This window comes from Candidatus Magasanikbacteria bacterium RIFOXYB2_FULL_38_10, assembly GCA_001783145.1.
GTDB lineage: Bacteria > Patescibacteriota > Patescibacteriia > Magasanikbacterales > UBA10003 > GWC2-40-17.
The window spans coordinates 58,917-83,246 of record MFQT01000016.1 but is presented as its reverse complement, the minus strand read 5'-3'; the positions used below and the strand labels follow the sequence as shown (position 1 = coordinate 83,246).

Sequence of the window (24,330 nt, the reverse complement as noted above, 5' to 3'; positions counted from 1 at the left end):
GCTCTTGACAAGCTTTTTGGTTTAGTCTATAATACTATCACATTAAAAATATTAGTCATGTACAGCGGGTTGGCTGTTAAAAGTGCGGCGCAAAAAAAGCGTCGGGCTAGCAAATCCGTTTGGACCTCTGCCGAGTTTCCACCAAAAATATGGTAAAAACTTTAGCACTTAATTCTCCAAGCGGATCATGACTCCCTCTTATTGTTGCATGACCGCTGGAAAAGCGGTTTTTTTAATGCCAATTTTCTTTCACGCTTCCTTTCAAAAGATTTGAAAAGAAACGTTAGGGAGAATGAATACAATGGTTGAAAGGAAAAGAGAACTTTGACAATTTAATTAGATCTGTTAGATACAGATCTACAAGGTCTTAAATTAAAAAGGGTAAAAATTGCAATTTTTGCAAAGAGTTAATAAAGATAAAAAATCTCCATAAAGATGGAGAAGAGCGTAAGAGCGTATGTGTGGATGCCTTGACATTAGAAGACGATGAAAGACGTAGCAGCCTGCGATAAGCTTCGGGGAGGTGGCAAGCAACCTTTGATCCGGAGATCTCTGAATGGGGCAACCCCTCTTGGCGTTGAACCGAGAGACCGCACCGCAAGGTGCGGGGTGTACCTGGCGAAGTGAAACATCTCAGTAGCCAGTGGAAAAGAAATAGGTCATATATTCCCTAAGTAGTGGCGAGCGAAAGGGGAGAAGTCTAAACCTCATATGAGTCAAACGGTTAGGCGAGTTTTGATGCAAATTGAAATTACGTGAATTGTTTGGGGCTATAGGGCTGTACTCTATAAGGTGTTGCGTGGCAATCAAATTGTTTTCCTATAAAAACAGGTAGAGAAAAAAGAACAATTTATAACAGAATCTTCTGGAATGAAGAATCATAGAGGGTGATAATCCCGTATGTGAAATAAATTGTTACTCTGCTTTGGTTGTTCACAAGTACTACCAGACTCGTGAAATCTGGTAAGAATCCGGGCCGACTATTGGCCCAAGACTAAATACTTCTAATGATCGATAGTGAACAAGTACCGCGAGGGAAAGGTGAAAAGCAGCCCGGTGAGGGCGATGAAATAGTATCTGAAACCATACGCTTACAAAGAGTCGGAGCTCTAGATACACGCAAGTGTGTCAGAGTCACGGCATTCCTATTGAAGAATGAGCCAACGAGTTTATTGTGTGCGGCTTGCTTAAGGACTTACGGTCCATAGGCGCAGTGAAAGCGAGCGTTAATAGCGCGTTTGTCGCACATATAAGACCCGAAGCCGGATGATCAAACCATGACCAGGTTGAACCCTGTCGAAAGACAGGGGGAGGACCGAACCCACTAGCTGTGCAACACTAGGGGATGAGTTGTGGTTAGGAGAGAAATTCTAATCGAATTCGGTGATAGCTGGTTCTCCTCGAAATAGCTTTAGGGCTAGCCTTGGAAGTTCCTCTTGGTTGTAGAGCACTGAATGAGACGTGGCGGAGCAATCCGCCTTGTTTCAACCAAACTCCGAAGGCCAAGAATTAACATTCCAGGAGTCAGTCTCTGGGGGCTAAGCTCCAGTGGACAAAAAGGGAACAGCCTAGACCCTCATCTAAGGTCCCTAAATCTACGTTAAGTGTAAAAAGCGGTGGAACGACTTATACAACCAGGAGGTTGGCTTAGAAGCAGCCATCCTTTAAAGAAAGCGTAACAGCTCACTGGTCAAGTTGTTCTGCACTGAAAATGTACCGGGGCTAAACGTAGTACCGAAGATAGGGAATTTTCATTAATTTATTAATGAGGATTGGTAGAGGAGCATTCCTGTCGCAGTGAAGTCGGACCCGTGAGGGCCGGTGGAGCGTCAGGAAGAGAGAATGTTGGCATAAGTAGCACAAACTCTGGTGAAAACCCAGAGCACCGTAAACCCAAGGTTTCCTGGGCAACGCAAATCGTCCCAGGGTTAGTCGATCCTAAGGTGAGTCTGCCTTCCGAGGCAGGGTAGCCGATGGAAGAGGCCGTTAATATTCGGCCACTTTCATATTTTTGCTATGCACTGACACATGACCGCGATGCAAGCGCGTTTTGGTTATACGCGTACCGCAAGGTAGAGATGAAGCCGCAAGGTGGATTCAATTTGGGTCAAAGTTGTGTCGAGAAAAGGTGCCAGGCGTTAAGAATATGAAATCCGTACCGTAAACCGACACAGGTGGGTGGGCGTAAGTGTGCCAAGGTGTACGAGAGAACCCTCGTTAAGGAACTCTGCAAAAAAGCATGCGTAACTTCGGAATAAGCATTGCTCCAATTTGTTGGAGCCGCAGCAAACGATCTCAAGCGACTGTTTAACAAAAACACAGGTCTCTGCTAAGCCGCAAGGCAATGTATAGGGGCTGATGCCTGGCCAGTGTCAGAACGTTAAGGGGAGGGGTCATCCCGTAGCAATACGGGGGCAGCTCTGAACTGAAGCGCTGATGAACGCCGGCGATAACTATAATCGTCCTAAGGTAGCGAAATACCTTGTCGTGTGAGTTACGACGCGCACGAATGGCATAACGACTTGAGAACTCTCTCAACGAGGGACTCGGCGAAATTGCAAGGGAGGTGAAGATGCCTCCTACCCGTGGTTAGACGAAAAGACCCCGTGAAGCTTTACTACAACTTGGTATTGGATTAAAAATTTCTATGTTCAGTGTAGGTGGGAGCGCCATAGCAATATGGTGCGCCGATGAGACACCACCCTTAGGTATTTTTAATTCTAACCACCCTTAGTTATCCTAGGGGAGGGACAGTATCTGGTGGGTAGTTTGACTGGGGCGGTGGCCTCCTAAAATGTAACGGAGGCGTTTACAAAGGTAAGCTTAGCTCCAATGGAAACGGAGCTGGACGTGTAATGGCACAAGCTTGCTTTACTGCAAGTCCTACAAGACGCGCAGTCCCGAAAGGGGAACATAGTGATCCGACGATCCAATATAGGATGGTCGAAGCTCAACGAATAAAAGCTACTCCGGGGATAACAGGCTGATCAGGTCCAAGAGTCCATATCGACGACCTGGTTTGGCACCTCGATGTCGGCTCATCGCATCCTGGGGGTGAAGAAGCTCCCAATGGTTTGGCTGTTCGCCAATTAAAGCGGTACGCGAGCTGGGTTCAGAACGTCGCGAGACAGTAGAAAAATTTAGCTTAAATTAGCTAATAACCGTGCTGTCTATAAATCTAGCTAAATGCTGGAAACTCTGTGCAGCAACTTATAAATAAATTTGGAGAAATTATTTATGAGACTGGTAAATCTCACACTACTTTTGGTATAATTAAAATGCTATGAGTAAAAATGTGTTGAGTGCAGACAATCAGCAGGAAAGACTTATCTCTTCAGTTAATCCTTGGTATATTACCGGGTTTGTAGAAGGAGAAGGCACTTTTCATGTAGCAATATATGAAGATAAATTAATGAAACAGGGGATTAAAATAATCCCGGAATTTCATGTTAATCAAAGCCAACTTCGTTCCATAACTTTGGAGGCAATAAAAAAATATTTTAATTGCGGTTATATCAAAGTTAATCATAGAACCAATCCTAAAGATGATACTTTAGTTTATGTGGTCAGAAATAATCAAGATTTGAGAGAAAAAATTATACCTTTCTTTGAAAAATATTCTTTGTTATCAAAGAAAAAAGAAAGTTTCAAAATTTTTTCTCAAATAGTTTGGATGATGTTTAAAAAAGAACATTTAAAAAACATAGGTATCCGAAAGATTATCAATTTGTCATATAAAATGAATGGTAATGGAAAATATAGGATGGTAAAGAAAGAAAAATTATTGAAGAAATAAGAATCCTCAGAGACTATATGCTAGAATTCTTTTTATAAAGAATAAGATATAGTCCGAACTCTAGTGAGAATTAGAGAGCAAATCAGAAATGTTTTTGCTTCCTTTTAAAAAAGGAAATAACAAATTGTCGGTCTCCTATCTACCACGGGCGCGGAAATTTGAGAAGGCTCATCCCTAGTACGAGAGGACCGGGATGAACAAACCTCTGGTTTATCGGTTGTGATACCAATTGCAGTGCCGAGTAGCCATGTTTGGTACGGATAACCGCTGAAAGCATATAAGCGGGAAGCCGTCTTCAAGATTAAATTTCATAGATCCCCACTAGACGAGTGGGTTGATAGGTTCCAGGTGTAAGGCCCGCAAGGGTTTAAGCCGAGGAATACTAATTGATCGTTCTCTTCTCTGTCTTTTTGCAGATTTTGATTGCGATTTTTACTTTTTAAGATTAAGACTTTTATCACCAATTTGGAAACACAACCCTCGGTGCTTTAAGCGGAGTGGTCACACCCGTTCTCATTCCGAACACGGAAGTTAAGCACTCTGGCGCTGATGATAGTTGGACCCAACCCGGTCCTGCAAAAGTAGGCAAGTGCCGGGGGTTGTGTTTCCAAAGCAAAATGCCCCGTTCAAAACGGAGCATTTTTTGTTTTTATATTGATTTTTGAGCTTAAATAAGACTGGGAAGAAGTTGCTGTTAAATTATTTTTTGTATAACTTCTTTTTGCAAAGCCAGATATTTTTTTATTTTTTCTTCCGGATAATTGGGAAAAACAGGTCCCAAGTAATCAAGAAATTTTTGTTTGACTTTAAAATTGTCAAAATCAAACATTTCCTCATCTAAAAATTTGTAGCGTCCCTTTCCGGCCATATCTTCCAACGGGATTTCTTTTACATTTATTTCATTTGCATTTTCATCTTCTCTTTTAAGACAAACAGCCGAATCAAATTGTTCTTTTTCAATCAATTCTACGGCGTGAGTGCCCAATTTAATTGATAAATTTTTATCTATTTCTATGGGGTCTAAGACTTCCAAATAATTGGCCGGGTGTAAATTTCTTATATCCATTTTTAATTCTTTTTTAAGAAAATCAGTAAAGGAAAAACCAATAAAAGCGCGGCGCATGGTGTTGTATTGATCAAATTGATTGTCTGTGGTGCCGGCGATAGCCTCATCAAACCTGGCGTATTGGGAGATAACTACAGTAGCATAGTTGCCGTTGGCGGTATAAGCCTTAGAAATAGCTTCAACAACCGCGCGGCAGTTGATTACTTTTTCCGGTGGTAAAATTATATCGGCCTTGCCAAAAGCAGAACTGGCCGCTATCCAGCCGCTTTTAAAACCGGGCACTTCAATTATAAACAGGCGGGAAAGGGTGTAGGCGGCGTGAATTTTAATGCGCCTGACATAATCGGCCAAAAACCAAGAAGCGGTGGGATAGCCCGGTGTCCAATAAGTTTCGGAAATGTCGTTATCTATGGTTTTGGGTATGGCCACAATGGGCAAATGTTTTTCCTTGGCTAAAAGAGAGGCGGCGGCGAGGGTGTCATCTCCGCCGATAACTATCACTCCGTCTATTTTATTTTTTTTTAAATTTTCGCTTACTTGTTCCAAGCCGTTGGGTACTTTTAAAGGATTGGTGCGGCTGGAACGCAAAAAATCTCCGCCAATATCTTTAATTGTTTCCGCGTTTAAAGAAGTAAAATCAATTATTTGGCCATTATCTAAAAGGGAAGCCCAGCCAAACAAACCTCCTAAAACTTTCCAGTTTTTCTTTTGCGCTTCGGTAATAACCCCATAGATAAGACTGTTGAAGACCGGGGATAGTCCACCGCCGGTTAAAATTAAAATAGTTTTTTGCATAGTTTAAAATAGTGTATAGTTTTTTGGTTCACCTGTCAATTTTGGCTAAAATAAGCCAAGAGGTTGACAAATTGGCCCTATGTGTTAGATTATTATAACAAACTTGTTTTAATATGCCTATCAGTAATCTTTTAATAGATTTTGATCATACTTTATTTAACACGGCCCAAATAAAATATGAGTGGGCCTCCACTATGGAAAAATGCGGTGTGCCCCAGCAAATTTTTTGGCGCACCTATCCTTTGGCGCGTTTTGGCGAAGGCGGTCGTGCTTCTTATAATCCTCGCAAACATGTTGAATTTTTAAAAGTTAATTTAAATTGTTCGGTGGAGGAGGCTCTAAATAAAATTAATGAAGTTGGTCAAAGAGCCGGCGAGTTTTTGTTTCCCGATGCCAAGAAATTTTTAAGCCGCATGCTTAGCCTTAACGTGCCAATGACCTTGATTTTGCATGGTGAAAAAGATTATCAGAAAGAAAAAGTGGAACACTGTGGTATTAGCGATTATTTTTCTCGTGTTCATTCTTCCGATAAAGATCGAGTGCAGATTGCCGAAGAATTAAAATTGGATCCCAGCCAAAAGATTTATTGGCTTTCACATAAATTGGAAGAGATGGTAAAAGTGAATAAAGTCTTTCCTTTTATTACCCCCATAATTAAAAGACGCAGTGATGTGCCCTTGGCTCATTATCGCGAAACCGGGTTTTTGAATTTTGAAAATTTTGATGAGATGCAAGACTATCTAACTATTATTCAAGCCACCAGCTACTAGTATGGTTGAAGAAATTTTTAAAGAGGTGGGTTTTGTAATTTTGGCCGCCGGCAAGGGGAAAAGGATGCAGAGTGACAAATTAAAAGTGATGCATTTTTTGAAGGGGCGGCCGCTTATAGATTACGTGGTAGGCACGGTGGAAAAATTAGGTTTGCCCCAGAAACCGGTAGTAGTGGTTTGCAATGAGGATCCATCTGTGCAGAATTTTTTGGGCGAAAGGGCCGATTATGTAGTTCAAAAAGAACGTTTGGGCACCGGACATGCTGTGGCAGCGGCGGAAGAAGTTTTGCGAGATCAGGCTAAGCATATTGTGGTTTTGTATGGCGATATGCCTTTTATCAAAACTGAATCAATAGAAAAATTATTGAAAAAACACTTGGAAAGAGGCAATAAGTTAACTTTAATGACCGCTACGGTGGAAGATTTTAATGATTGGCGGTTAAATTTGTTTGATTATGGCAGAATTATTCGCGGCGGGGAAGAAAATCACATTATCAAAATTGTTGAAAAAAAAGATGCCGGTCCAGAAGAATTGCAGATTAAAGAATTAAACCCGGCAGTTTTTTGTTTTGAGGCGAGCTGGCTCTGGGAAAAATTACGTTTGCTAAAAAACAATAATGCCCAAGAAGAATATTATTTAACCGATTTGGTGGGGCTGGCTTTTTTGGAAGGGCAAAAATTATCTTCAGTGGATATTGACCCGCGCGAGGCCGTGGGGATAAATACCAAGGAACATTTGGAAACGGCGGAGAAGATATAAGCGCCATAACAGCACTTGTGCATTGCGTCGCTCGCCCCAGATGCAAACAAGCTTGCACCTGGGGGGCTCGTTAGCAAATATAAAATTTTATGACCAATAAAAAATTAGCTACGGGTTTTGAGGCAGTAACAGAGGCTTGTTTTGATGCCGGAGCTAAAATGATGTTTGGTTATCCCATTACGCCGGTGACCGAGGTTTTTACCACCTGGATTAAAAAAGGCGGCGAATATTTGCAAACCGAAGATGAAATTGCGGCGGGTTTTGGAGTTTGCGGAGGTTTAATTGCCGGGCAAAAAGCCTTTACGGCCACTTCTGGACCGGGTCATATTTTGATGCAAGACGCCTTAAGCATGGCCGAGGGTATGCGCCTTCCCTTTGTGGCTATTATCGGCCAGCGCGGCGGTCCATCCTCTGGAACAGTGATTTACTCTCAACAGGAAGTGACTTTAGCTTGTTTTGGCGGCAACGGCGAGGGTTTGCGTTTGGTTTATTCCCCCGCTACCATTGAAGAATTGTATTCCCTTACTCGTGAAGCTTTTAATGCGGCTTGGAAATATCAATACCCAACTATTGTTTTAACCGATGGCTATTTATTAAAAAGCCGCGGAGTTTTGGCAATAGACAAGAAAATGGAAAATGTGGAAAGTTATCCTTTGGTAAAAGAAGGAGAAAAAAAACATTGGCGCAATATTTATACTTTTGAGGAAGAATTAAATGAAGAGGTGTTGAGAAGCAAGGCCGATTTTGAAAAAAATAAAAATGAAGTAGTACGTTGGGAAAATTATCAAACAGAAGAAACGGAAATTTTAATTGTGGCGCACGGTATTGTAGGCGCGGCCGCTAAAGAGGCAATAGATGAATTAAGAAAAAACGGTCTGAAGGTTGGCCTATTTAGGCCAATTACTTTGCGTCCCTTTGCTAATAAAGAGTTTGATAAAATAGCCGGGCGGGTGAAAAAAATAGTGATTGTGGAATCTAGTTTGGGACAGCTGGCGCAAATTGTGCGAGCCGAAATGGCGCCGGAAATTTCCACGCCGGTGGAGTATTTGCAATATCCGGCTTTAGGAATTGAGGCAGAAAAAATTGTAGAGTATTTTAAATAATTTTTATCTTATTCTAAGGGAGCTTGAGCGACCGAAGAATTTGTGTTTAGAACCCCTTTGTTATGACTCAAGAAAATCCGGCCAAATTTTGTCCCGGTTGCGGATATCCGGTGATTCTAATGATTTTGAATCAGGCTTTGGTTGCCAAAAATTTACAAGACAAAGCAGTTTTGGGTTTAGACATTGGTTGCTCTCTTTTGGGTTGGAATTACTTGCCGATCAATACTTTTCAGACGCATCATGGCCGTGTTGTGCCCACCATGCTTGGGTATAAACGCGCTAAAAAAGATTCAGTGAGTCTGGCGGTGGTTGGTGATGGCGGGGCTTATGCCATTGGCTGGCAAAGTTTGTTTTACGCCGCTAGGCGCGATGAAGCGGTCACTGTGATTGTGGTGAATAATACGGTCTATGCTATGACTGGCGGACAAACCGCCCCCACCACTGTTTGCGGGCAAAAAACCGATACCCATCCTTTGGGTTCTTGTGAAGAGCCTTTCTATGGTCCGGAAATTTTAAAAAATATTATTAAATCCGGAGCTTATCTGGCCAGAACCGCCGCCAATGATTCCCAAGGTATTTTTGCGGCTCTGGCCAAGGCTTTGGCCGCGCAACAAGCCGGACATTTTTCTTTGGTGGAAATTTTGTCTTTTTGTCCCACTAATTGGAAAACTACAGGCAAGGCCACTTTTGATTATTTGGAAAATTTGAAGAAGATTTATAAACTGGGTGAGTTTTAATTTATTATGCTTTTAAAAATTCTGCTGGCCGGCGATGGTGGGCAAGGCATACAAACTATAGCTGATATTATTGTTAAAGCCTCTTTTAATCAAGATTGGCAGGTTAGTTTTATTCCCAATTACGGTTTGGAACAGCGTGGCGGGGTTTCCCTGGGCTATATTCAAATTAGTGATAAAAAAATTGCTTACCCTAAATTTTCCTTTGCCGATATAATGGTAGTTTTGTCAGAACAAGCCAGAGAAAGGATTCAAAAATATCAAAATTCCCAAACCCAAATAGGGGATTATAAAAATTTTGATGGATTGTTGAAGGAGAAAAATTTGGCAGAAAAAAGTTTAAACATTTTCGCCTTAGGTTGGCTGGCTAGGCGACTTCAAGAAAAGAAAATTTTAGAAATTGAGGAAGTTGGAAGATTATTAAAAGAAAAATTAGGCCTGAAGGCTAATTGGGAGGAAAACAAGAAGGCGTTTGAGGTGGGAGTTAATTATGTTTTATAATTTTGTTTTTTATGTGCGGCATTATCGGTTACATTGTTAAAGAAGGGGGAGCTAAAAATTTAGCTCCTATTTTAGTTAATGGTCTTAGGCGTTTAGAATATCGCGGCTACGATAGCGCCGGTTTGGCTGTAGTTGATTCAACCAGTGCGGCTCTTATAGAAAAATCGGTGGGTAAAATTGATGCTTTGACGGAGAAACTAAAAAGCCGGGAATTTATTGGTACATTGGGTATTGCCCATACACGCTGGGCCACGCATGGTGGCGTGACAGAAAATAATACGCATCCGCATAGCGATTGCACAGGTCGGATTATTTTGGTGCATAATGGCATTATAGAAAATTACCGCGACCTGAGGGAGAATTTTTTAAAAGATCATAGATTTATTTCCGAAACTGATACCGAAGTTTTGGCCCATTTGATAGAACATTTTTATAACCAATCAGAAAAAAAAGATTTACGCGCTTCTTTAATTAAGGCTTTGCAAATGGTGGTAGGCACTTACGGAATAGCCGTAGTTTCTTTGGATGAACCCAATAAAATTTTTTGCGCGCGCCAAGGCAGCCCTTTGGTTTTGGGTGTAGCGGATGAAGCTTATGTAATTGCTTCGGATGCCTCGCCGCTTCTTTCCTACACCAAAAAAGTCATTTATTTAGAAGATGGCGAGATTTTGGAATTAACTCCGGAGGGTTTTCAGATTTTTAATTTGAAAGATGAAAAAATTGAACGCACGCCCGAACAGATTGAATGGAACGAGGAGCAGGCGCAAAAAGGCGGCTTTGCTCATTTTATGCTTAAAGAAATTTTTGATCAGCCCAATACTTTTAAAGATGCTTTGGCCGGTCGCCTGGTGCCAAATGATGGCGTGGCTCATTTGGGCGGCATGCGTTTTACTGACGAAGAATTTCGACAGATTAAAAAAATCAAAATTATTGCTTGCGGCAGTGCTTATCACGCGGGACTAATTGGTAAATATGTTTTAGAACATGTTGCTTGGATTCCTACTGATGTAGAAGTGGCTTCGGAATTTAGATATCGCGACCCGGTAGTAGAAGACAATACTTTAACCATTTGCGTGAGCCAATCCGGTGAGACTGCCGATACAGTAGCGGCTTTAAGAGAAGCGCAGCGCAAAGGCTCCCAAGTGATGGGCTTGGTAAACGTGGTTGGCTCCACGATTGCCAGGGAAGCCGGCCGCGGCGTCTATATTCACGCCGGTCCGGAATTATCTGTGGCTTCCACCAAGGCCTTTACCAATCAGATAGCTATTTTAATGGTCTTGGCTTTGCAACTGGGGCGCTTAACTCATTTGCCCTTGGCTACAGGCAAGCTTATTATTAAAAATATTTTGGAAGTGCCGGAAAAAATGCAAGCAATTTTGCAACAAAATGATTTAATCAAATCCCTTGCCGAGAAATACAAAAATTTTGAAGATTTTTATTTTATTGCCCGCGGCATAAATTACCCCATTGCTTTGGAAGGGGCTTTAAAATTAAAGGAAATTTCTTATGTGCACGCCGAAGGTTTGCCGGCCGGTGAATTAAAACACGGTTCCATTGCTTTAATAGATGATAATTGTCCGGTGGTGGCCATTGCTACGCGTGATAGTTTGTATGAAAAAATGATTAGTAATATAGAGGAAATAAAAGCACGGCGCGGTAAGTTGATTTTGATTGCTACCGAGGGCGACGAAGAAATTAAAAAATTAGCAGAAGATATTATTTACGTTCCCAAATCCAGCGAGATGCTTTCGCCTCTTTTAACAGTTTTGCCTTTGCAGCTTTTTGCCTATCATATGGCGGTCTCCCGTGGCAAAGACGTAGATCGCCCGCGCAATTTGGCTAAAAGTGTGACAGTGGAGTAGAATAAATCATATGCTTAAAATTGTCACCATTGGCGGCGGCAATGGACAGTCGGTCACCTTGCGCGCCTTAAAAAAATTTTTGCCTCATATACAAATAACCTCGGTGGTTTCCGTCACAGACTCGGGTGGTTCTTCCGGTCGTCTGCGCGAGAAATTCAATATCTTGCCCGTGGGTGATATTCTGCGGGTTATTTTGGCTCTCTCTTCTTATCCCTATTTGGATTTGCGTCATATTTTTTACAAAAATCGTTTTTCCCAAGGAGAATTGCAAGACCACAACGCCGGCAATTTGCTTTTAACTTTTTTGTATCAGCAAAGCGGCAGTTGGTTAAAGGCCATAGAAGGATTTTCGGAAATTTTAAAAATTGAAGGACGGGTTTTGCCGGTCACTTTAGATTTGGTCAATCTTTGCGCCGAGTTGGAAAACGGAGAAATTATTACTGGTGAAAACAACATTGACATACCTGCTTTTAATTGCAAAATTAAAAAAGAAAAATTATGGCTGGAACCAGCAGCTGCAATTACTCCGGAAGCTAATGAAGCAATTTTGCAAGCTGATTATGTTTTTTTGGGATCGGGCGATTTGTATACCAGCATTATTCCCGGTTTATTGGTGGGAGGAATTCAAGAAGCGCTTTTTAAATCTTCTGCTAAAATAGTTTTCATTCCTAATGTGGCTAATCGGGAAACCGGGGAAACTTGTGGATTCAGAGTTTCCGATTACATTGGAGAAATTCATAAATATTTATCGCGGCCGGTTGATTTTATTATCGCCCATGACGCCAAGATTAAATCCAACGCGGAGCATTTTGCCGCTAAAAATTGGGAACCGGTGGAAGTGGATGCGGGAGAATGGCAAAAAAAATATCCGGTGATTTTTGCCGATTTGTACGCCCCCAATGAGGCTGGTATGGATTGGGAAAAATTGGTTAAACCAATAGGCGAAATTTTAGGGTTTTAATTTTTATACCCAAAGAATTTACCAAAATTTTTGCTCAGTTGTCTGATGAACAAAAAAATTCTTTGAGCCACCGCGGAATGGCTTTTAGAAAGTTAAAAGAATTTTTGGAAAAGCCGGTTGACAAAAAGCATAAAAATTGATAGGTTAAAAGCATCGTTAAGGCGATGTTTTTTAAAACTTTTTTGGGAGCGGATCATGCACATGCCGGCGGAAACCTGGTGGAGATGGTTAGCGAGGCAGAGGGAAAGATCACAAATGGTGGTTTTGCCTAATACGCGCCTGGATTCTTTAGGCGGAGGTTGGGGCTTTGATGGCACCACTTTTGCTCGTGCTGATGGCAAGTTTTTTGGCTTAGAAGGAGTAGAAGTGCGGACCGCTGGCCGTGAAGTGCCAGGCTGGGGACAACCCCTGCTCAAAGAGTACGGAGTGGATGGCAGTGAAGACGGCGTGGTGGTCGTGCCGGTGGAAGTAAATTCTTTTGGTCATGTTCAACGGGTTTTGCTCGCCGCGCGCATAGAACCGGGCAATCCGGCTACTTATAACGCGCCCGGAGTGCACGCGCCGGATTCCAAGAAACATGTGCTTATTGGCACACCATTGCAGACTTCCGTTGCCAATCTTTCTCAAGCACACGGTGGCAAGTTGCCGCCTCGGGCGGAGTTAGTAACTATGCACGCCAACAAGTACAGCAACAACCCTCTTATTCGTTGGGTGACACAACCCCAAGATGGTGGCCGCTATTTTGGCAAGAGTGTCCGTTTGGGCAGGCTTATTGTTAAGGAAGGGGACCTAAATCCTCTTCTTCCGCAGGAGCGCTGGTTTTATCCCAGCGAAATAAACTCGGCTTTTGCCAAAGGCGAACTCAGTAACTACTTGGTGCAATCACTTTTGCTCTTTGCTCGCTTCTAATTTATTTGTTTTTAATCCCTCGTCATTAACTTGGCGAGGGTTTGTTTTTTAAGCGCCATTTTGATAGACTGACTTTATAAATCAATATCATTATATGACTGAAAAATTTAAAAGTTTTCAACTAAAAGAAATTGTCACTCCCAACTTTAAAATGCACCCCTTAGAGTTAAAAAATTATCTTGATTTTGAAGTGAAGCGCGTTTATTATTTAACTGATCCAACTGACAAAACCGGCGCCCATTGTCATAAAGTGGAAAAGGAATTTTTTATTCTACTCCAAGGCACAGCCACCGCAATCATTGATAAGGGTAATGGTTTGGAAGAGATAAAAATGGCTGGACCTTTGTCCGCTGTGTATGTTTCATCTTTGGTTTGGCATCATTTTAAAGATTTTTCCTCTGATGCTATTCTGCTTGCGCTTTCTTCCACTAATTATAATCCGGACAGAAGCGACTATGTGGAGGATTATCAAGAATTTTTAAGTTTAGTTGGAACTAAATAATTTTTATGTTGATTGCTGATCTTCACATTCATTCCCGTTATTCGCGCGCTTGCTCGCCGGAATTAACTTTGGAAAATATTGCCAAATGGTGCCGCATTAAAGGCCTTAATTTAATAGCGACCGGTGATTTTACGCACCCTGTTTGGTTTAAAGATATTCAAGAAAAATTAGAAGAGATTGGCAATGGCTTTTTAAAATTGCGCACTGGTGATAACGGAGTGAGATTTATTTTAGGCACAGAAGTTTCGGCCATTTATTCACAAGGTGGTAAAACGCGGCGTGTGCATTTGTGTTTGTTTTTTCCAAAAATTATTGATGTAGAAAAATTTAATGCCGAACTTACAGGCCGCGGCAAGAATTTAAAATCCGACGGTAGGCCGATTTTAGGCCTGTCTGCTAAAGAAATTTTAAAAATTATTAAAGAAATTGATGGGCGCGCGGTAATGATTCCGGCGCACGCTTGGACGCCGTGGTTTTCCGTGTTTGGTTCTAAATCCGGTTTTGATTCTTTGGAGGAATGTTTTGAAGAACTCACGCCGGAAATTTTTGCCATTGAAACAGGGCTCTCCAGTGATCCCGCTATGAATTGGCGTCTTTCTGCTTTGGATAAAATTACTTTGATTTCTAATTCTGATGCGCACAGTTTGCCCAATTTGGGTCGTGAAGCCAATGTGTTTGATTTGGATATTGCTAAAACCAGCTATGACGAATTTTTTAGCATTATCAAAGAAAAAAAATCTCCTCAAGAGGGCGGAAAGTTTTTGCAAACCATTGAGTTTTATCCGGAAGAAGGAATGTACCATTATGATGGGCACCGCTCTTGCGGAGTTAGTTTAACCCCTAAGGAGTCGGTGAAAAATAAAAATTTGTGTCCGGTTTGTCGGCGGCCGCTGACAATTGGCGTTTTAAATAGGGTGGAAGAATTGGCGGACAGAGAAGAAGGTTTTGTGCCGGAAAACGCTGTGCCGTATGTAAGTTTAGTGGAACTTGATAAAATTATTGGCGAGGCATTGGGGATAAAATCACGCACCAGCCGCGCTGTGCAGGCGGAATTTGGTAATTTGATTATCAAGGGTGGGGACGAATTGAATGTTTTGTTGAACTTATCTTATGAAGAACTTGCCAAAATAACTTTGCCGGAAATTGTGGAGGGTATTAGGCGCGTACGAGAAAAAAAATTGAAAATCAAACCGGGATTTGATGGAGAATATGGGGAGGTGACAATTTTTAGTCCCGAGGAGAAAAAAGAAAGGCAGAAGAAGTTGTTTTAGTAGGTGATTTTTGAGTTTGATTTTTGCTAAAAAGTCAAGTTACGACCCGCCGCAGATGAGAAGGCAGATGTACTAAAATTTCGTAAGGAATAGTTCCACAGATTTTGGCTATATTTTCTAGAGAATTAGGGTCGGCTGTTTTATCGCTGATAATATTTACACTCATACCTACGATAGCCTCTTTAATCTCACTAATATCACAAGTGGAAATGTTCATACTAATTTTTCCCACCAGAGGCGAGGGTTTTCCATTGATTAAAAAAAATCCCTGATTGGCCAAGCGGCGATCTACTCCTTCAAAATAGCCAACCGGCACCGTGGCGATTTTAGTTTGTTTTTGGGCCACAAAAGTTCCGTTGTATCCTACTGTTTCACCGCGTTCAATCATTCTAACTTCATTAATGATGGATTTCATTTTTAAAATCGGATGTAAATTGATGGGCAGATTTCCTGGGTTGATTCCGTAAAGCGCTAAACCGCTACGGCCTACATTGGCAACAATATTTTGAGAAAAAGCCAAACCAGCAGAATTAGTTAAATGATAATATTTGATGGTGGGAAAAATTTCTTGCATTTTTTTGGCCAGCTCATTCCAATTAGTGATTTGTTTTTTGGTTATTTCCGAATTGGAATTTTCCGCATCAGAGAGGTGCGATAAAACGCCGCTAATTTTTAGAGTAGTATTTTTTTGAAGGATTTCCAAAACTTCAATCAGAAAATTATAGGGAATGCCTTGGCGATGCATGCCTGTATCAAATTTAATCTGAATAGTTTGTTTAATTTTTTTGTCCACTAAAATTTTTAATTGCTCCAAAGATCCCACGACAAATTGCAAATTTTTTAATTTGTTTTTAACTATTAGTGTTGTAGGAGTGTAGCCCAAAATTAAAAGTGGTTTGTTTAAGCTGTGATGTTTTAACTGTTCTGCTTCAAAATAAGAATCAATACAAAAAAAAGGCAGATGATCTTCCTTTTTTAAAATGTCAGCAATTAAATTGCTGCCGTGTCCGTAAGCATTGCTTTTTAAAACCGGAGCTAATTGCCAATGCGGAGCTAATTTTTGCAAGTTGTGTAAATTGTTAAGCAGGGCATCCCGGCTAATTTCTATGGTGATTAGAGTTTCGCGCTGGTTTTGGAATTTCCTCATTTGCCGTATTTTGGCTACAAGTTGGTGCAACATAAAGTTATTTTGGTGCCGGAGGAGGGACTTGAACCCTCATGCCCTTGCGGGCGTCAGCTCCTAAAGCTGGTGCGTCTGCCATTTCGCCACTCCGGCAATTGTTCTTATTCTACCAAAAAATACCAATTTGACAAGACGTTGTCTTATTTTTATAATAAGAAAAAATAATTTATAAAATTTATGACAAGGGGGAAAATTTGTTTTTTAATAACCAGCGTTTTTTTAATCGGTGGTTTTTTTATTTTTGCCTCACGAATTTGGGCGGCCGAAAGCGACTTGCAGATTACAGAGATAATGTGTGACCCCAGCGGTTCGGATACCAAAAATGAGTGGGTGGAAATTAAAAATTCCGGCGCCTCACCTTTAGAAATTGTGGGCGGCTCAAGCGCCATCGCTTGGCGTTTGTTTGACGGGTCTAATCATACTTTTTCCACCAGCACTATTTTGGAAGCAGGAGAATATTGTGCCGTGGTACAAGATGAAGCCACTTTTGCCTCTAATTATCCAAATTATTGGGGAAAAATTTTAAAATCTTCTTTTAGTTTAAGCAATGCCTCTGGCACTGTGGCCTTGAGAGTTGGTTCAGATGGGCCATTGTGGTCAGAGGTGAATTATTCTAACAGTTGGGGTGCTTCCGGAAATAGCAAAACTCTGGAGAAAAAAGACGAAACCGGTTTTGGCACAGCAGATAATTGGCAGGAAAGTTATGTGGTGGGTGGTACTCCTGGCGCAGTAAAAAGTGAAGCCCTGATCACGCCACCAGCACCGCTAGAAAGTATTTCCACTTCCACCGGATCAAATTATCACATTAAAATCAATGAGATTTATCCTGTCACCGCCACTTCTGCGGAAAAAGAATGGGTGGAGTTTTTTAACCCTGCTACTTCTACTGCCAATTTGGCTGGTTGGACTTTGCAAGATAATTCTTCTACTACTACTTTGGGGGGTGAAATTATTTCCGGTGGATTTTTAGTTTTAGAATTTTCTAGTCGTTTTAATAATAGTGGTGATATTGTGATTTTAAAAAATAGTGTTGGAGAAATTATTGACCAAATATCTTATGGAAATTTTGATGATGATAATTTAATGGACAATGCCCCTGCGCCATCGATCGGTGAATCCTTGGCGCGTTCAAGTGATGGCAGTGATACTGATTTTGATAAATCAGATTTTGCTCTTACTTTGACGCCAACTAAAAGCCAATCCAATGTTATTACTCTACTTCCAGAACAAATGGAAAATTCGTCCTCAGCGGCCAGTTCCGGTGGCAGTGCCAATCTACTTGCTGCTTCTTACGGAAAAATTTTCATCAATGAATTTGTTGCTGATCCCAATAGCGGCGAAAAAGAATGGCTGGAGTTGTACAACAATTCCGCCGAAGAGATCAATTTAAATAATTGGCGGCTGGAGGAGGGTTCGGAGGAACAAACTTTTTTACAAGGCACAATTAAACCACACGGTTATTTCGTGGTTTATAGCCCCAAGGGAAATTTAAATAATTCCGGCGATGTGATTTTTTTGTATGATGCTTTTGGCCGCCTGGTGGATAGAGTTGCTTATGGTAATTGGAACGACGGCAACATCTCCGACAATGCCTCGGCGCCTTACGATAGCAAAAGTGCGGGAAGAAAAAATTTTGAGTCTGGCGTCAATAAAGAAAGTTGGGCGGTTTGCGCTACTCCTACATTGGGAAATTTCAATGTTTTTTTAGCGGAAGATTATTCTGCTGATAATTCTAGCGTAAATAATAATACCCCGCCCATTTCTAGCTGTATCATCATCAACGAAATTTTTCCCAATCCCAAAGGATCAGATCAAGAAGGGGAGTTTATAGAATTAAAAAATATTGGCACGGAGAAAATAAATCTGCAAAATTTTTATCTTCTCAATTCCAGCCGGCGTAAATACAAATTTGCTTCCTCCACTTTTATTGGGCTAGGGGAATTTTTAGTGGTTAAAAGAAAAGAGAGCAACTTAATTTTAAAAAATAATGCGGAAAATTTAGAACTTTACGATTCGGACAATCGTTTGTTAGATAGGGCAACATTTGAAGATACCGCTTTGGATGGTGTTTCTTGGGCTAGAGCTGGGACTACAAGTTCTCTTTGGGATTGGACAGTGGCCGTGACGCCGGGCCGAGAAAACATAATGGTTCCACCCAACTCTTTGCCTTTGGTGGCGGTTTCTTTACCCAGTGTTGTTTTAACCGGCGAGGAAATTGTTTTTGACGCTTCGGATTCTTTTGACCCGGATAATAATCCGCTTGGCTTTTTTTGGGATTTTGGCGACGGGACAAATGGGGAAGGAGAAATTGTTAATCATATTTATCAAACAAAAGGAAATAAAAAGATTTCTTTAGTGGTTAAAGATAATCAAGGCGGCGAAGTTAAACAAGCGCTTAAAATTTATGTGGAAACCGATGAAGAAGAAAATATAGCCGTGGTTTCTTCTAAAAATTCTGTTAATTCCGCGGCTAAAAAAATAAAAAGTTTAGTTGTTGCTTCTTTAGATAAAATTTCTGCCTTGGCACCTTTAACTATGGTAAAAACCAAAGGTGTGGTAAAGGTTCCGCCGGGAAATTTTAGTACCCAAATGTTTTTTATTGTAGATCCTTTAAGCGGCGCGGGCTTACCTGTGTATATGAACAGCAGAGATTTTCCCCCAATTAAAATTGGCGATGAGGTAGAAGTGACTGGTGAATTGGGAACATATTTAGGCACTGTCCGCGTAAAAATTAAAGAAAAAAAGGATATTGATATTTTATCTATTGATAATTTAAAAGAACCATTGGCAGTAAACACCGGAGACATTGATGATGATAAATTTTTTTCTTTGGTGCAAATGGAAGGTGAAGTTTTAGAAACGGGTAGCGGTTATTTTTATTTGGGCGATGAGATGGGGGAAATTCAAGTGCAATTAAAAAGTAGAACCGGACTAAAAGGCAAAGTGGCTAGCGTGGGGGACAAAGTAAAAGTGACAGGAATTATTGGTAAAAGCAAAGATACCTGGGTTCTTTGGCCCCGTGGAGCAGAAGATGTCAACATTTTAGATGTAGGCAAGCCAATAGACAATGGGACTACTGCTGATGTGACGGAAAAATATTTAACCGCTACGGCTGGTGGAGTGACTAGTTTGTTGCTGGCTTTATTGGCCAAGGGTCGCGGGGCCATAGCTAAGGCAATAGCTTTTGGTTTTATTGGTAAAATAGCTTTTTGGAAAAAAAGAGATAAAGTTTAAAATTTGGTATAATATAAAAGATTCTTCTTTTAATATTATTTTAAGGCTATTACTCCCAAGATTTTTTTATGTCCAAGCCTAAAATTTCACGCAATGTTTTAATTGTAGCTTTTGTGGCCCTTTTTTCCGGGTTAGGTCAAGATTTGATTACGCCTGTTCTGCCCGCCTATCTTTTGACTTTGGGAATTGGCCATGCCGGTGTGGGTGTAATAGATGGTTTGCTTCAAGGTTTTACCAGTTTGTTTAGATTTGTTTCCGGAATTTTATCCGACAGATTTCGCAATCGCAAATTTTTCATTTTTTTAGGTTATACTTTTTCGTCCGTGGCCAGGCCAATTTTAGCTTTGACTAATTCTTTTGCCGGCATAGCCATTTTGCGTTCGGTTGATGGGGTCGGCAAAGGTATGAAGGACTCGCCTCGCGACGCCTTGGTGGCCGATTCTGCGGCCGTTGAATATCGGGGCAGGGCTTTTGGTTTTCATCGCTTGGTAGATACGGCCGGTTCAGTTTTAGGTCCGCTTTTAGCGGCGGCAATCTTGTTTGCTCTCACGCCTTCTTTACATTCTTATCGTTTAATTTTTGCTTTGGCCGTTATTCCCGGTCTGATCGCTTTGTCTTTAATTTTTTTTGGTATTAAAGAACCGGAAAATAAGATGGCCACGGTGGTGAAAACAAACCAGTCTTTTCCCTGGCAGTTTTGGGTGTTTGTGTTAGGTATGACTTTGGCTATGCTTACCAAAATTAATGATTCTCTGTTTTTGATTAGGGCGCAGGATCTGGGCATTACAGCGCGGTGGATTCCCGTGCTCTTTGCCGGTTTCACTTTGATTTACGCCGTTCTTTCTTATCCGGTTGGAATTTTAAGTGATCGGTTTGGTAAAATGCCTTTTATAATGTTGGGCTGGCTGGTGTTATCCTTAGTGGAATTGGGGTTTATCTTTGATTCAACCATCGGTGTAGCTTTGATCCTTTTTGCTTTCTATGGTTTATTTTATGCCTTAACAGAAGGTTCTGCTCGCGCCATTATAGCTGATTTAGTCACGGTCGAAGCGCGAGGTAGCGCTTATGCCATTTTTAATACTTTTGTAGGGTTGGCCGTAATTGCGGGCGGATTTTTTCTTGGTAAAATTTGGGATAATGCTTCCCCGGCCTATGCTTTTGCTTTTTCTTCTGCAGGTTCTTTAGTGGGTTTTTTGATTTTGCTGTTTTTGCTGTGGGAGGGGATGAGGAAGAAAGCCGCTGGCATAGCCCCTTGACCTCCGTTTAGAATAAGAGTATATTGTAGGAGTAATATTTTGCGGATATATGTTCCATATATCCGCTCATTCGGAGAAAATGAATAAAAAAATTTATTCATTTTGCCCCTCATTTCGTGGGTATACTTTCGTATACCCACTCGTTCGGAAAAGATGTCCAAGCAAGCTTGGCCGCCTTATTCCTCACTTCGCGGGTATAGTATAGCGGCTATTATGCGTCCTTGCCAAGGACGAGATACGGGTCCGACTCCCGTTACCCGCTCCAAGAAAAAAGCACTATTGAAAAATAGCGTTTTTTTCTTTTATTAAGATCCGTTTAACTCATGCCTCATTTGGCTCACTTTATATTACAGTACAGGGATTTGACAAAAGATAAAAAAACCTTTATAATTTAGTTTAAGTTAATGACGCGGGATAGAGCAATTGGTAGCTCGTCGGGCCCATAACCCGAAGGTTCCCGGTTCGAGTCCGGGTCCCGCAACCAAAAAAACCTCTGCATTGTGCAGGGGATTTTTTGTTTTTCCAAATTGGATTGGTATAATAAAAGTGCCTTTATTATTTTTTTATCAGCGAATTTTATAATTTCGCTCAAGAAACTATGAAATTTTTTACCAAACTTATTTTATTATTAGTGGGTATTACCATCGTACCTCTCATTGTTATCACCGCGTTATTTTATTGGCAAATGCGTGACACCATCTCCAATCAAGTTAATGGACAATTAATTTCTTTAGCCAATTCCAAAAAACAAGAAATAAATGAGGTTTTAAATTCTTACTTTAACATTTTAAAATTAACCAGTTCCCGCACCAGTTTAAAAACTAATCTCCAAGATTATTCTAAAAATAAAGATCAGCAAAATTTGAACAAAATTTACGAAATTATTAGAGATGCTTCTTTGGTCGTTTCTGAAATTCAATCAATCTCTGTCTTTGACAAAGAAAATAGGTTAGTTGTCTCTACCGATTCTGAGATAGAGAAGAACAAGGCTCTGTGGCCTCTGCTTCAAAGTCCGCAAGAAAAAGAAAAATACCAGGGTATTTTTAAAGATGTAGATAATATTCCTCGTTTTCTTTTTACTGCGCCTTTGATTTTAGATAATCAAAATATTGGTTTTATTGCCGTTATAAATTTTTTTGATCCAGTGCTTAAAATCACCAGTGATTTTATTGGCTTAGGAGAAACCGGCGAAATGCTGATAGCCCAAAAAAATAAAGAGGGTGATGCGCTTTTTGTTACCCCTACGCGTTTTGATCCTAATGCTTCTTTAACTCGTATTGTCACGAAAGATAAAATTAATGTCCCCATCGTACCGGCAACTAACGGACACGAGACTCTGTTGGTTGAAAATAATATTGTTGACTATAAAGGAACTCCTGTAATAGCGGCTACCAGATATGCGCTTAGAGCAGATTGGGGTTTGGTGGTAAAAATTAATAGAGATGAGGCTTATCAACCGCTCAAGCAACTTTTTAATTATTTTTTAATTATTTTTATTATTACCGAAATTTCGGTTTTAATAATTTCTTTGTTATTTTCTCGTTGGTTGATCAATCCTCTTTTGTATTTATCGCGCGTAGCCCAAAAATTATCACAGAGCGATTTTGATGAAGTGATTTTTGTTGCTAGCCGCTATAATAGAAAAGATGAAATGGGTTTTTTGATTAAAGTTTTTAATGAGATGGTAGTTAAATTAAAAGAATCATATGAAAATTTGGAGCAAAAAGTAGAAGATAGGACAAAAGATTTGAAAAGAACCAGGGAAAATTTGGAACAAGAGTTAGAGGAAGTGGAAAGACTTAATAAAATTTTATCAGGTAGGGAGTTAAAAATGATTGAATTGAAAAAGAAAATAGAAGAGTTAGAAGGTAAAAAGATTAATCTGTAAATTGGGAATTGGCTTACGGTAAGATGGGTGTGGGTGCAATGGCGGAGATTGGCACGATTGGACAGCTTTTAATAACTTTTTTGTTTGAACTTATTACATTTATAATCCTGCTAGGTGATCTGGCAGGGTTTTCTTGCTTTTGGCGGTTTTTTTTGTTAAATTTAAGTGGTTGGTGGGGTGGCAGAGTGGTCGAATGCGGCGGTCTCGAACACCGCTATACTCGCAAGAGTATCGTGAGTTCGAATCTCACCCCCACCGCCAATTTTCACTTTTTGTTTTTGTTAAGGGGAATTTGTCCAGTTTATAGGTTTTCTTAGTAAATATATAAAGAAATGCTAGATTTTATAGGTTTTATGCTGTAATCTATAAAAACTCCCTTGACTTTTATAGGTTTTTGTGGTATTATATTTTTATATGATAAATGGGCAAAACGTACGAATAGGAAAGGCGGCAAAAATACTTGGTGTTTCGGTGCAAACTCTACGCAACTGGGAAAAATCCGGCAAACTTCGTGCTGGACGAAGTGAAGGTAAACAACGTTTTTACGCGCTGCGAGATCTTAACAACTTTACTCTTGATCTTAAAATATTAGGACTAGCATGGGCCACAAGCGCAATCCCACCAGAACTACCAAGTGAATATTATTGCGAACGGGCAGACCGTTTCACAAATCGAGTGACCAGGATGGGTGCTGAGCTCCAAAAAGCCGGAAATGTGTCGGAAAATATGGCTTCGCTTCTCACTCTTGTTGCGGGAGAAATCGGCGATAATTCTTTTGCACATAATGTTGGCAACTGGCCTGATGTTCCAGGTTTATTTTTTGGGTATAATATCGATAAGCGTATTATAGTTCTTGCGGACCGAGGGCGCGGTGTCAAAACAACGCTTCAACAAATCAGACCAAATCTCGCAACTGATATTGAAGCGCTTAAAGTGGCTTTTACAGAAATTGTTTCGGGGAGAAATCCAGAGAAACGCGGCAACGGGCTCAAGGTTGTTCGTAGTGTGGCAGAATCAAATGAAATCGGCCTTTTATTTCGTTCGGGAATTGGTCTAGTTAATATCCCTCTGCATCCAGGATTGATGCAAATTATGATGACTGATGGAAATATCCGCGGAACATATGCTGTTATACAATTTTAAAATATAATAAATATGCAAATGATCCAACTCAAAAAATTTGGCACTGTGCTTATTTCTCGCCCGGCAGGTTTGGAGGCCTTTAATGCAATTCGTCCACAACTTAATCCTGATGTGTCTGTCCAAATTGATTTTGACCAAGTACTCACAGTAACACCATCTTGGCTCGATGAATTCTTAATGCAACTTACCGATTATAACGGAGGAAAGGTAGAATTGTTGCCTACTAAAAATGCATCTGTGCTCGCAACGTTGCCAGTGTTGGCCGCTGCGCGAAAAGATTTTGTTGCTTCTACTGTTCTTAGAGCTCTTAAACGAATGGAATCCTAAAATAGTAAGGCAGTTCTGACATCGTCCACGACTCTCCGCTAATATAAACTTCGCGATTTGAAAGGGCGGCTCCGAGCGGCCGCCTCGTGTCCGCGCTCCGCAAAAATCCCTCGCCGCTCGAGAGAAAGTTCATAGTTATAAACAAAATGTTAAGCAAGTTTTGGGAAAGGTGAATGTTTTTTGATTGTCGTAGAAAAAATTTGGCTTGTCTATAAAATATCAATAAAAAAGAGCGGTTTGTGCTGCTCTTTTTCTTTTTTATAGTCAAA

The 24,330-nt window shown here is 40.7% G+C and carries 17 protein-coding genes, 4 tRNA genes and 2 rRNA genes; 20 read left to right on the top strand and 3 right to left on the bottom strand.

Annotated elements, in window-relative coordinates:
• The first annotated feature begins 435 nt into the window (after positions 1-435).
• Together A2294_01205 and rrf are read left to right on the top strand one after the other, a co-directional pair.
• Positions 436-4,196, top strand: a 23S ribosomal RNA gene (locus tag A2294_01205).
• A gap of 79 nt (positions 4,197-4,275) precedes the next feature.
• Positions 4,276-4,394, top strand: a 5S ribosomal RNA gene (gene rrf / locus A2294_01200).
• Between the two features lie 96 nt (positions 4,395-4,490).
• Here rrf and A2294_01195 read toward each other — a convergent pair.
• A complete protein-coding gene (locus tag A2294_01195) occupies positions 4,491-5,657 on the bottom strand; it encodes a hypothetical protein (protein OGH85367.1) in 1,167 nt (388 codons plus the stop codon).
• 113 nt (positions 5,658-5,770) lie between these two features.
• Here A2294_01195 and A2294_01190 point away from each other — a divergent pair, with 113 nt between their 5' ends.
• The 10 genes from A2294_01190 (at position 5,771) to A2294_01145 (ending at position 15,030) form a co-directional block, all read left to right on the top strand.
• The gene (locus A2294_01190) at positions 5,771-6,427 is read left to right on the top strand and encodes a hypothetical protein (GenBank protein OGH85366.1); all 657 of its coding nucleotides are present in this window, start codon (positions 5,771-5,773) and stop codon (positions 6,425-6,427) included.
• Between the two features lies 1 nt (position 6,428).
• The gene (locus tag A2294_01185) at positions 6,429-7,187 is read left to right on the top strand and encodes a hypothetical protein (protein ID OGH85365.1); all 759 of its coding nucleotides are present in this window, start codon (positions 6,429-6,431) and stop codon (positions 7,185-7,187) included.
• Positions 7,188-7,276: 89 nt separating this feature from the next.
• Positions 7,277-8,290: a hypothetical protein gene (locus A2294_01180; GenBank protein ID OGH85364.1), complete on the top strand. Its 1,014-nt coding sequence runs from the start codon at positions 7,277-7,279 to the stop codon at positions 8,288-8,290.
• A 62-nt stretch (positions 8,291-8,352) separates the two neighbouring features.
• Positions 8,353-9,027, top strand: coding sequence for a hypothetical protein (locus A2294_01175; GenBank protein ID OGH85363.1), 675 nt, complete (start codon positions 8,353-8,355; stop codon positions 9,025-9,027).
• Between the two features lie 6 nt (positions 9,028-9,033).
• Positions 9,034-9,525, top strand: a complete 492-nt coding sequence (locus A2294_01170; protein OGH85362.1) for a hypothetical protein — start codon at positions 9,034-9,036, stop codon at positions 9,523-9,525.
• Positions 9,526-9,536: 11 nt separating this feature from the next.
• A complete protein-coding gene (locus A2294_01165; GenBank protein OGH85361.1) occupies positions 9,537-11,387 on the top strand; it encodes a glutamine--fructose-6-phosphate aminotransferase in 1,851 nt (616 codons plus the stop codon).
• Positions 11,388-11,397: 10 nt separating this feature from the next.
• Positions 11,398-12,348: a hypothetical protein gene (locus tag A2294_01160; protein OGH85360.1), complete on the top strand. Its 951-nt coding sequence runs from the start codon at positions 11,398-11,400 to the stop codon at positions 12,346-12,348.
• A 255-nt stretch (positions 12,349-12,603) separates the two neighbouring features.
• Positions 12,604-13,257, top strand: a complete 654-nt coding sequence (locus A2294_01155; protein OGH85359.1) for a hypothetical protein — start codon at positions 12,604-12,606, stop codon at positions 13,255-13,257.
• Positions 13,258-13,351: 94 nt separating this feature from the next.
• On the top strand, positions 13,352-13,759 hold the full coding sequence (locus A2294_01150) for a hypothetical protein (protein OGH85358.1): 408 nt from the start codon (positions 13,352-13,354) through the stop codon (positions 13,757-13,759).
• Positions 13,760-13,764: 5 nt separating this feature from the next.
• A complete protein-coding gene (locus tag A2294_01145) occupies positions 13,765-15,030 on the top strand; it encodes a DNA helicase UvrD (GenBank protein ID OGH85357.1) in 1,266 nt (421 codons plus the stop codon).
• A gap of 34 nt (positions 15,031-15,064) precedes the next feature.
• On the opposite strand, the gene A2294_01140 is transcribed toward A2294_01145, so the two are convergent.
• Together A2294_01140 and A2294_01135 are read right to left on the bottom strand one after the other, a co-directional pair.
• Positions 15,065-16,210 (bottom strand): alanine racemase, encoded by a 1,146-nt coding sequence (locus A2294_01140; protein ID OGH85356.1) that lies wholly within the window; start codon positions 16,208-16,210, stop codon positions 15,065-15,067.
• A gap of 10 nt (positions 16,211-16,220) precedes the next feature.
• Positions 16,221-16,306: transfer RNA gene (locus A2294_01135), tRNA-Leu, on the bottom strand.
• A gap of 84 nt (positions 16,307-16,390) precedes the next feature.
• Here A2294_01135 and A2294_01130 point away from each other — a divergent pair.
• The 8 genes from A2294_01130 to A2294_01095 all read left to right on the top strand — a co-directional run bounded on the left by A2294_01130 (position 16,391) and on the right by A2294_01095 (position 24,061).
• Positions 16,391-19,447, top strand: a complete 3,057-nt coding sequence (locus A2294_01130; GenBank protein OGH85355.1) for a hypothetical protein — start codon at positions 16,391-16,393, stop codon at positions 19,445-19,447.
• 68 nt (positions 19,448-19,515) lie between these two features.
• Positions 19,516-20,703 carry a hypothetical protein gene (locus tag A2294_01125; protein ID OGH85354.1) on the top strand — a complete coding sequence of 396 codons (1,188 nt, stop codon included), beginning with the start codon at positions 19,516-19,518 and terminating at the stop codon, positions 20,701-20,703.
• 190 nt (positions 20,704-20,893) lie between these two features.
• Positions 20,894-20,968 (top strand) — tRNA-Gly (locus tag A2294_01120).
• Between the two features lie 143 nt (positions 20,969-21,111).
• Positions 21,112-21,187 (top strand) — tRNA-Met (locus tag A2294_01115).
• A gap of 114 nt (positions 21,188-21,301) precedes the next feature.
• A complete protein-coding gene (locus A2294_01110) occupies positions 21,302-22,591 on the top strand; it encodes a hypothetical protein (GenBank protein OGH85353.1) in 1,290 nt (429 codons plus the stop codon).
• Positions 22,592-22,762: 171 nt separating this feature from the next.
• Positions 22,763-22,852 (top strand) — tRNA-Ser (locus tag A2294_01105).
• Positions 22,853-23,005: 153 nt separating this feature from the next.
• Entirely contained in the window at positions 23,006-23,734 is a 729-nt protein-coding gene (locus A2294_01100) for a hypothetical protein (GenBank protein ID OGH85352.1), read from the top strand.
• A 12-nt stretch (positions 23,735-23,746) separates the two neighbouring features.
• Positions 23,747-24,061 (top strand): hypothetical protein, encoded by a 315-nt coding sequence (locus A2294_01095; GenBank protein OGH85351.1) that lies wholly within the window; start codon positions 23,747-23,749, stop codon positions 24,059-24,061.
• Positions 24,062-24,330 lie beyond the last annotated feature (269 nt).

Excerpts from the sequence above, each read along its gene's own strand:
- A2294_01190 (OGH85366.1), top strand. The coding sequence starts at position 5,771 with ATGCCTATCAGTAATCTTTTAATAGATTTTGATCATACTTTATTTAAC.
- A2294_01185 (OGH85365.1), top strand. The coding sequence starts at position 6,429 with ATGGTTGAAGAAATTTTTAAAGAGGTGGGTTTTGTAATTTTGGCCGCC.
- A2294_01145 (OGH85357.1), top strand. The coding sequence starts at position 13,765 with ATGTTGATTGCTGATCTTCACATTCATTCCCGTTATTCGCGCGCTTGC.
- A2294_01165 (OGH85361.1), top strand. The coding sequence starts at position 9,537 with ATGTGCGGCATTATCGGTTACATTGTTAAAGAAGGGGGAGCTAAAAAT.
- A2294_01170 (OGH85362.1), top strand. The coding sequence starts at position 9,034 with ATGCTTTTAAAAATTCTGCTGGCCGGCGATGGTGGGCAAGGCATACAA.
- A2294_01100 (OGH85352.1), top strand. The coding sequence starts at position 23,006 with ATGATAAATGGGCAAAACGTACGAATAGGAAAGGCGGCAAAAATACTT.
- A2294_01130 (OGH85355.1), top strand. The coding sequence starts at position 16,391 with ATGACAAGGGGGAAAATTTGTTTTTTAATAACCAGCGTTTTTTTAATC.
- A2294_01155 (OGH85359.1), top strand. The coding sequence starts at position 12,604 with ATGGTGGTTTTGCCTAATACGCGCCTGGATTCTTTAGGCGGAGGTTGG.
- A2294_01160 (OGH85360.1), top strand. The coding sequence starts at position 11,398 with ATGCTTAAAATTGTCACCATTGGCGGCGGCAATGGACAGTCGGTCACC.
- A2294_01180 (OGH85364.1), top strand. The coding sequence starts at position 7,277 with ATGACCAATAAAAAATTAGCTACGGGTTTTGAGGCAGTAACAGAGGCT.
- A2294_01140 (OGH85356.1), bottom strand. The coding sequence starts at position 16,210 with ATGTTGCACCAACTTGTAGCCAAAATACGGCAAATGAGGAAATTCCAA.
- A2294_01110 (OGH85353.1), top strand. The coding sequence starts at position 21,302 with ATGAAATTTTTTACCAAACTTATTTTATTATTAGTGGGTATTACCATC.
- A2294_01175 (OGH85363.1), top strand. The coding sequence starts at position 8,353 with ATGACTCAAGAAAATCCGGCCAAATTTTGTCCCGGTTGCGGATATCCG.
- A2294_01095 (OGH85351.1), top strand. The coding sequence starts at position 23,747 with ATGCAAATGATCCAACTCAAAAAATTTGGCACTGTGCTTATTTCTCGC.
- A2294_01125 (OGH85354.1), top strand. The coding sequence starts at position 19,516 with ATGTCCAAGCCTAAAATTTCACGCAATGTTTTAATTGTAGCTTTTGTG.
- A2294_01150 (OGH85358.1), top strand. The coding sequence starts at position 13,352 with ATGACTGAAAAATTTAAAAGTTTTCAACTAAAAGAAATTGTCACTCCC.
- A2294_01195 (OGH85367.1), bottom strand. The coding sequence starts at position 5,657 with ATGCAAAAAACTATTTTAATTTTAACCGGCGGTGGACTATCCCCGGTC.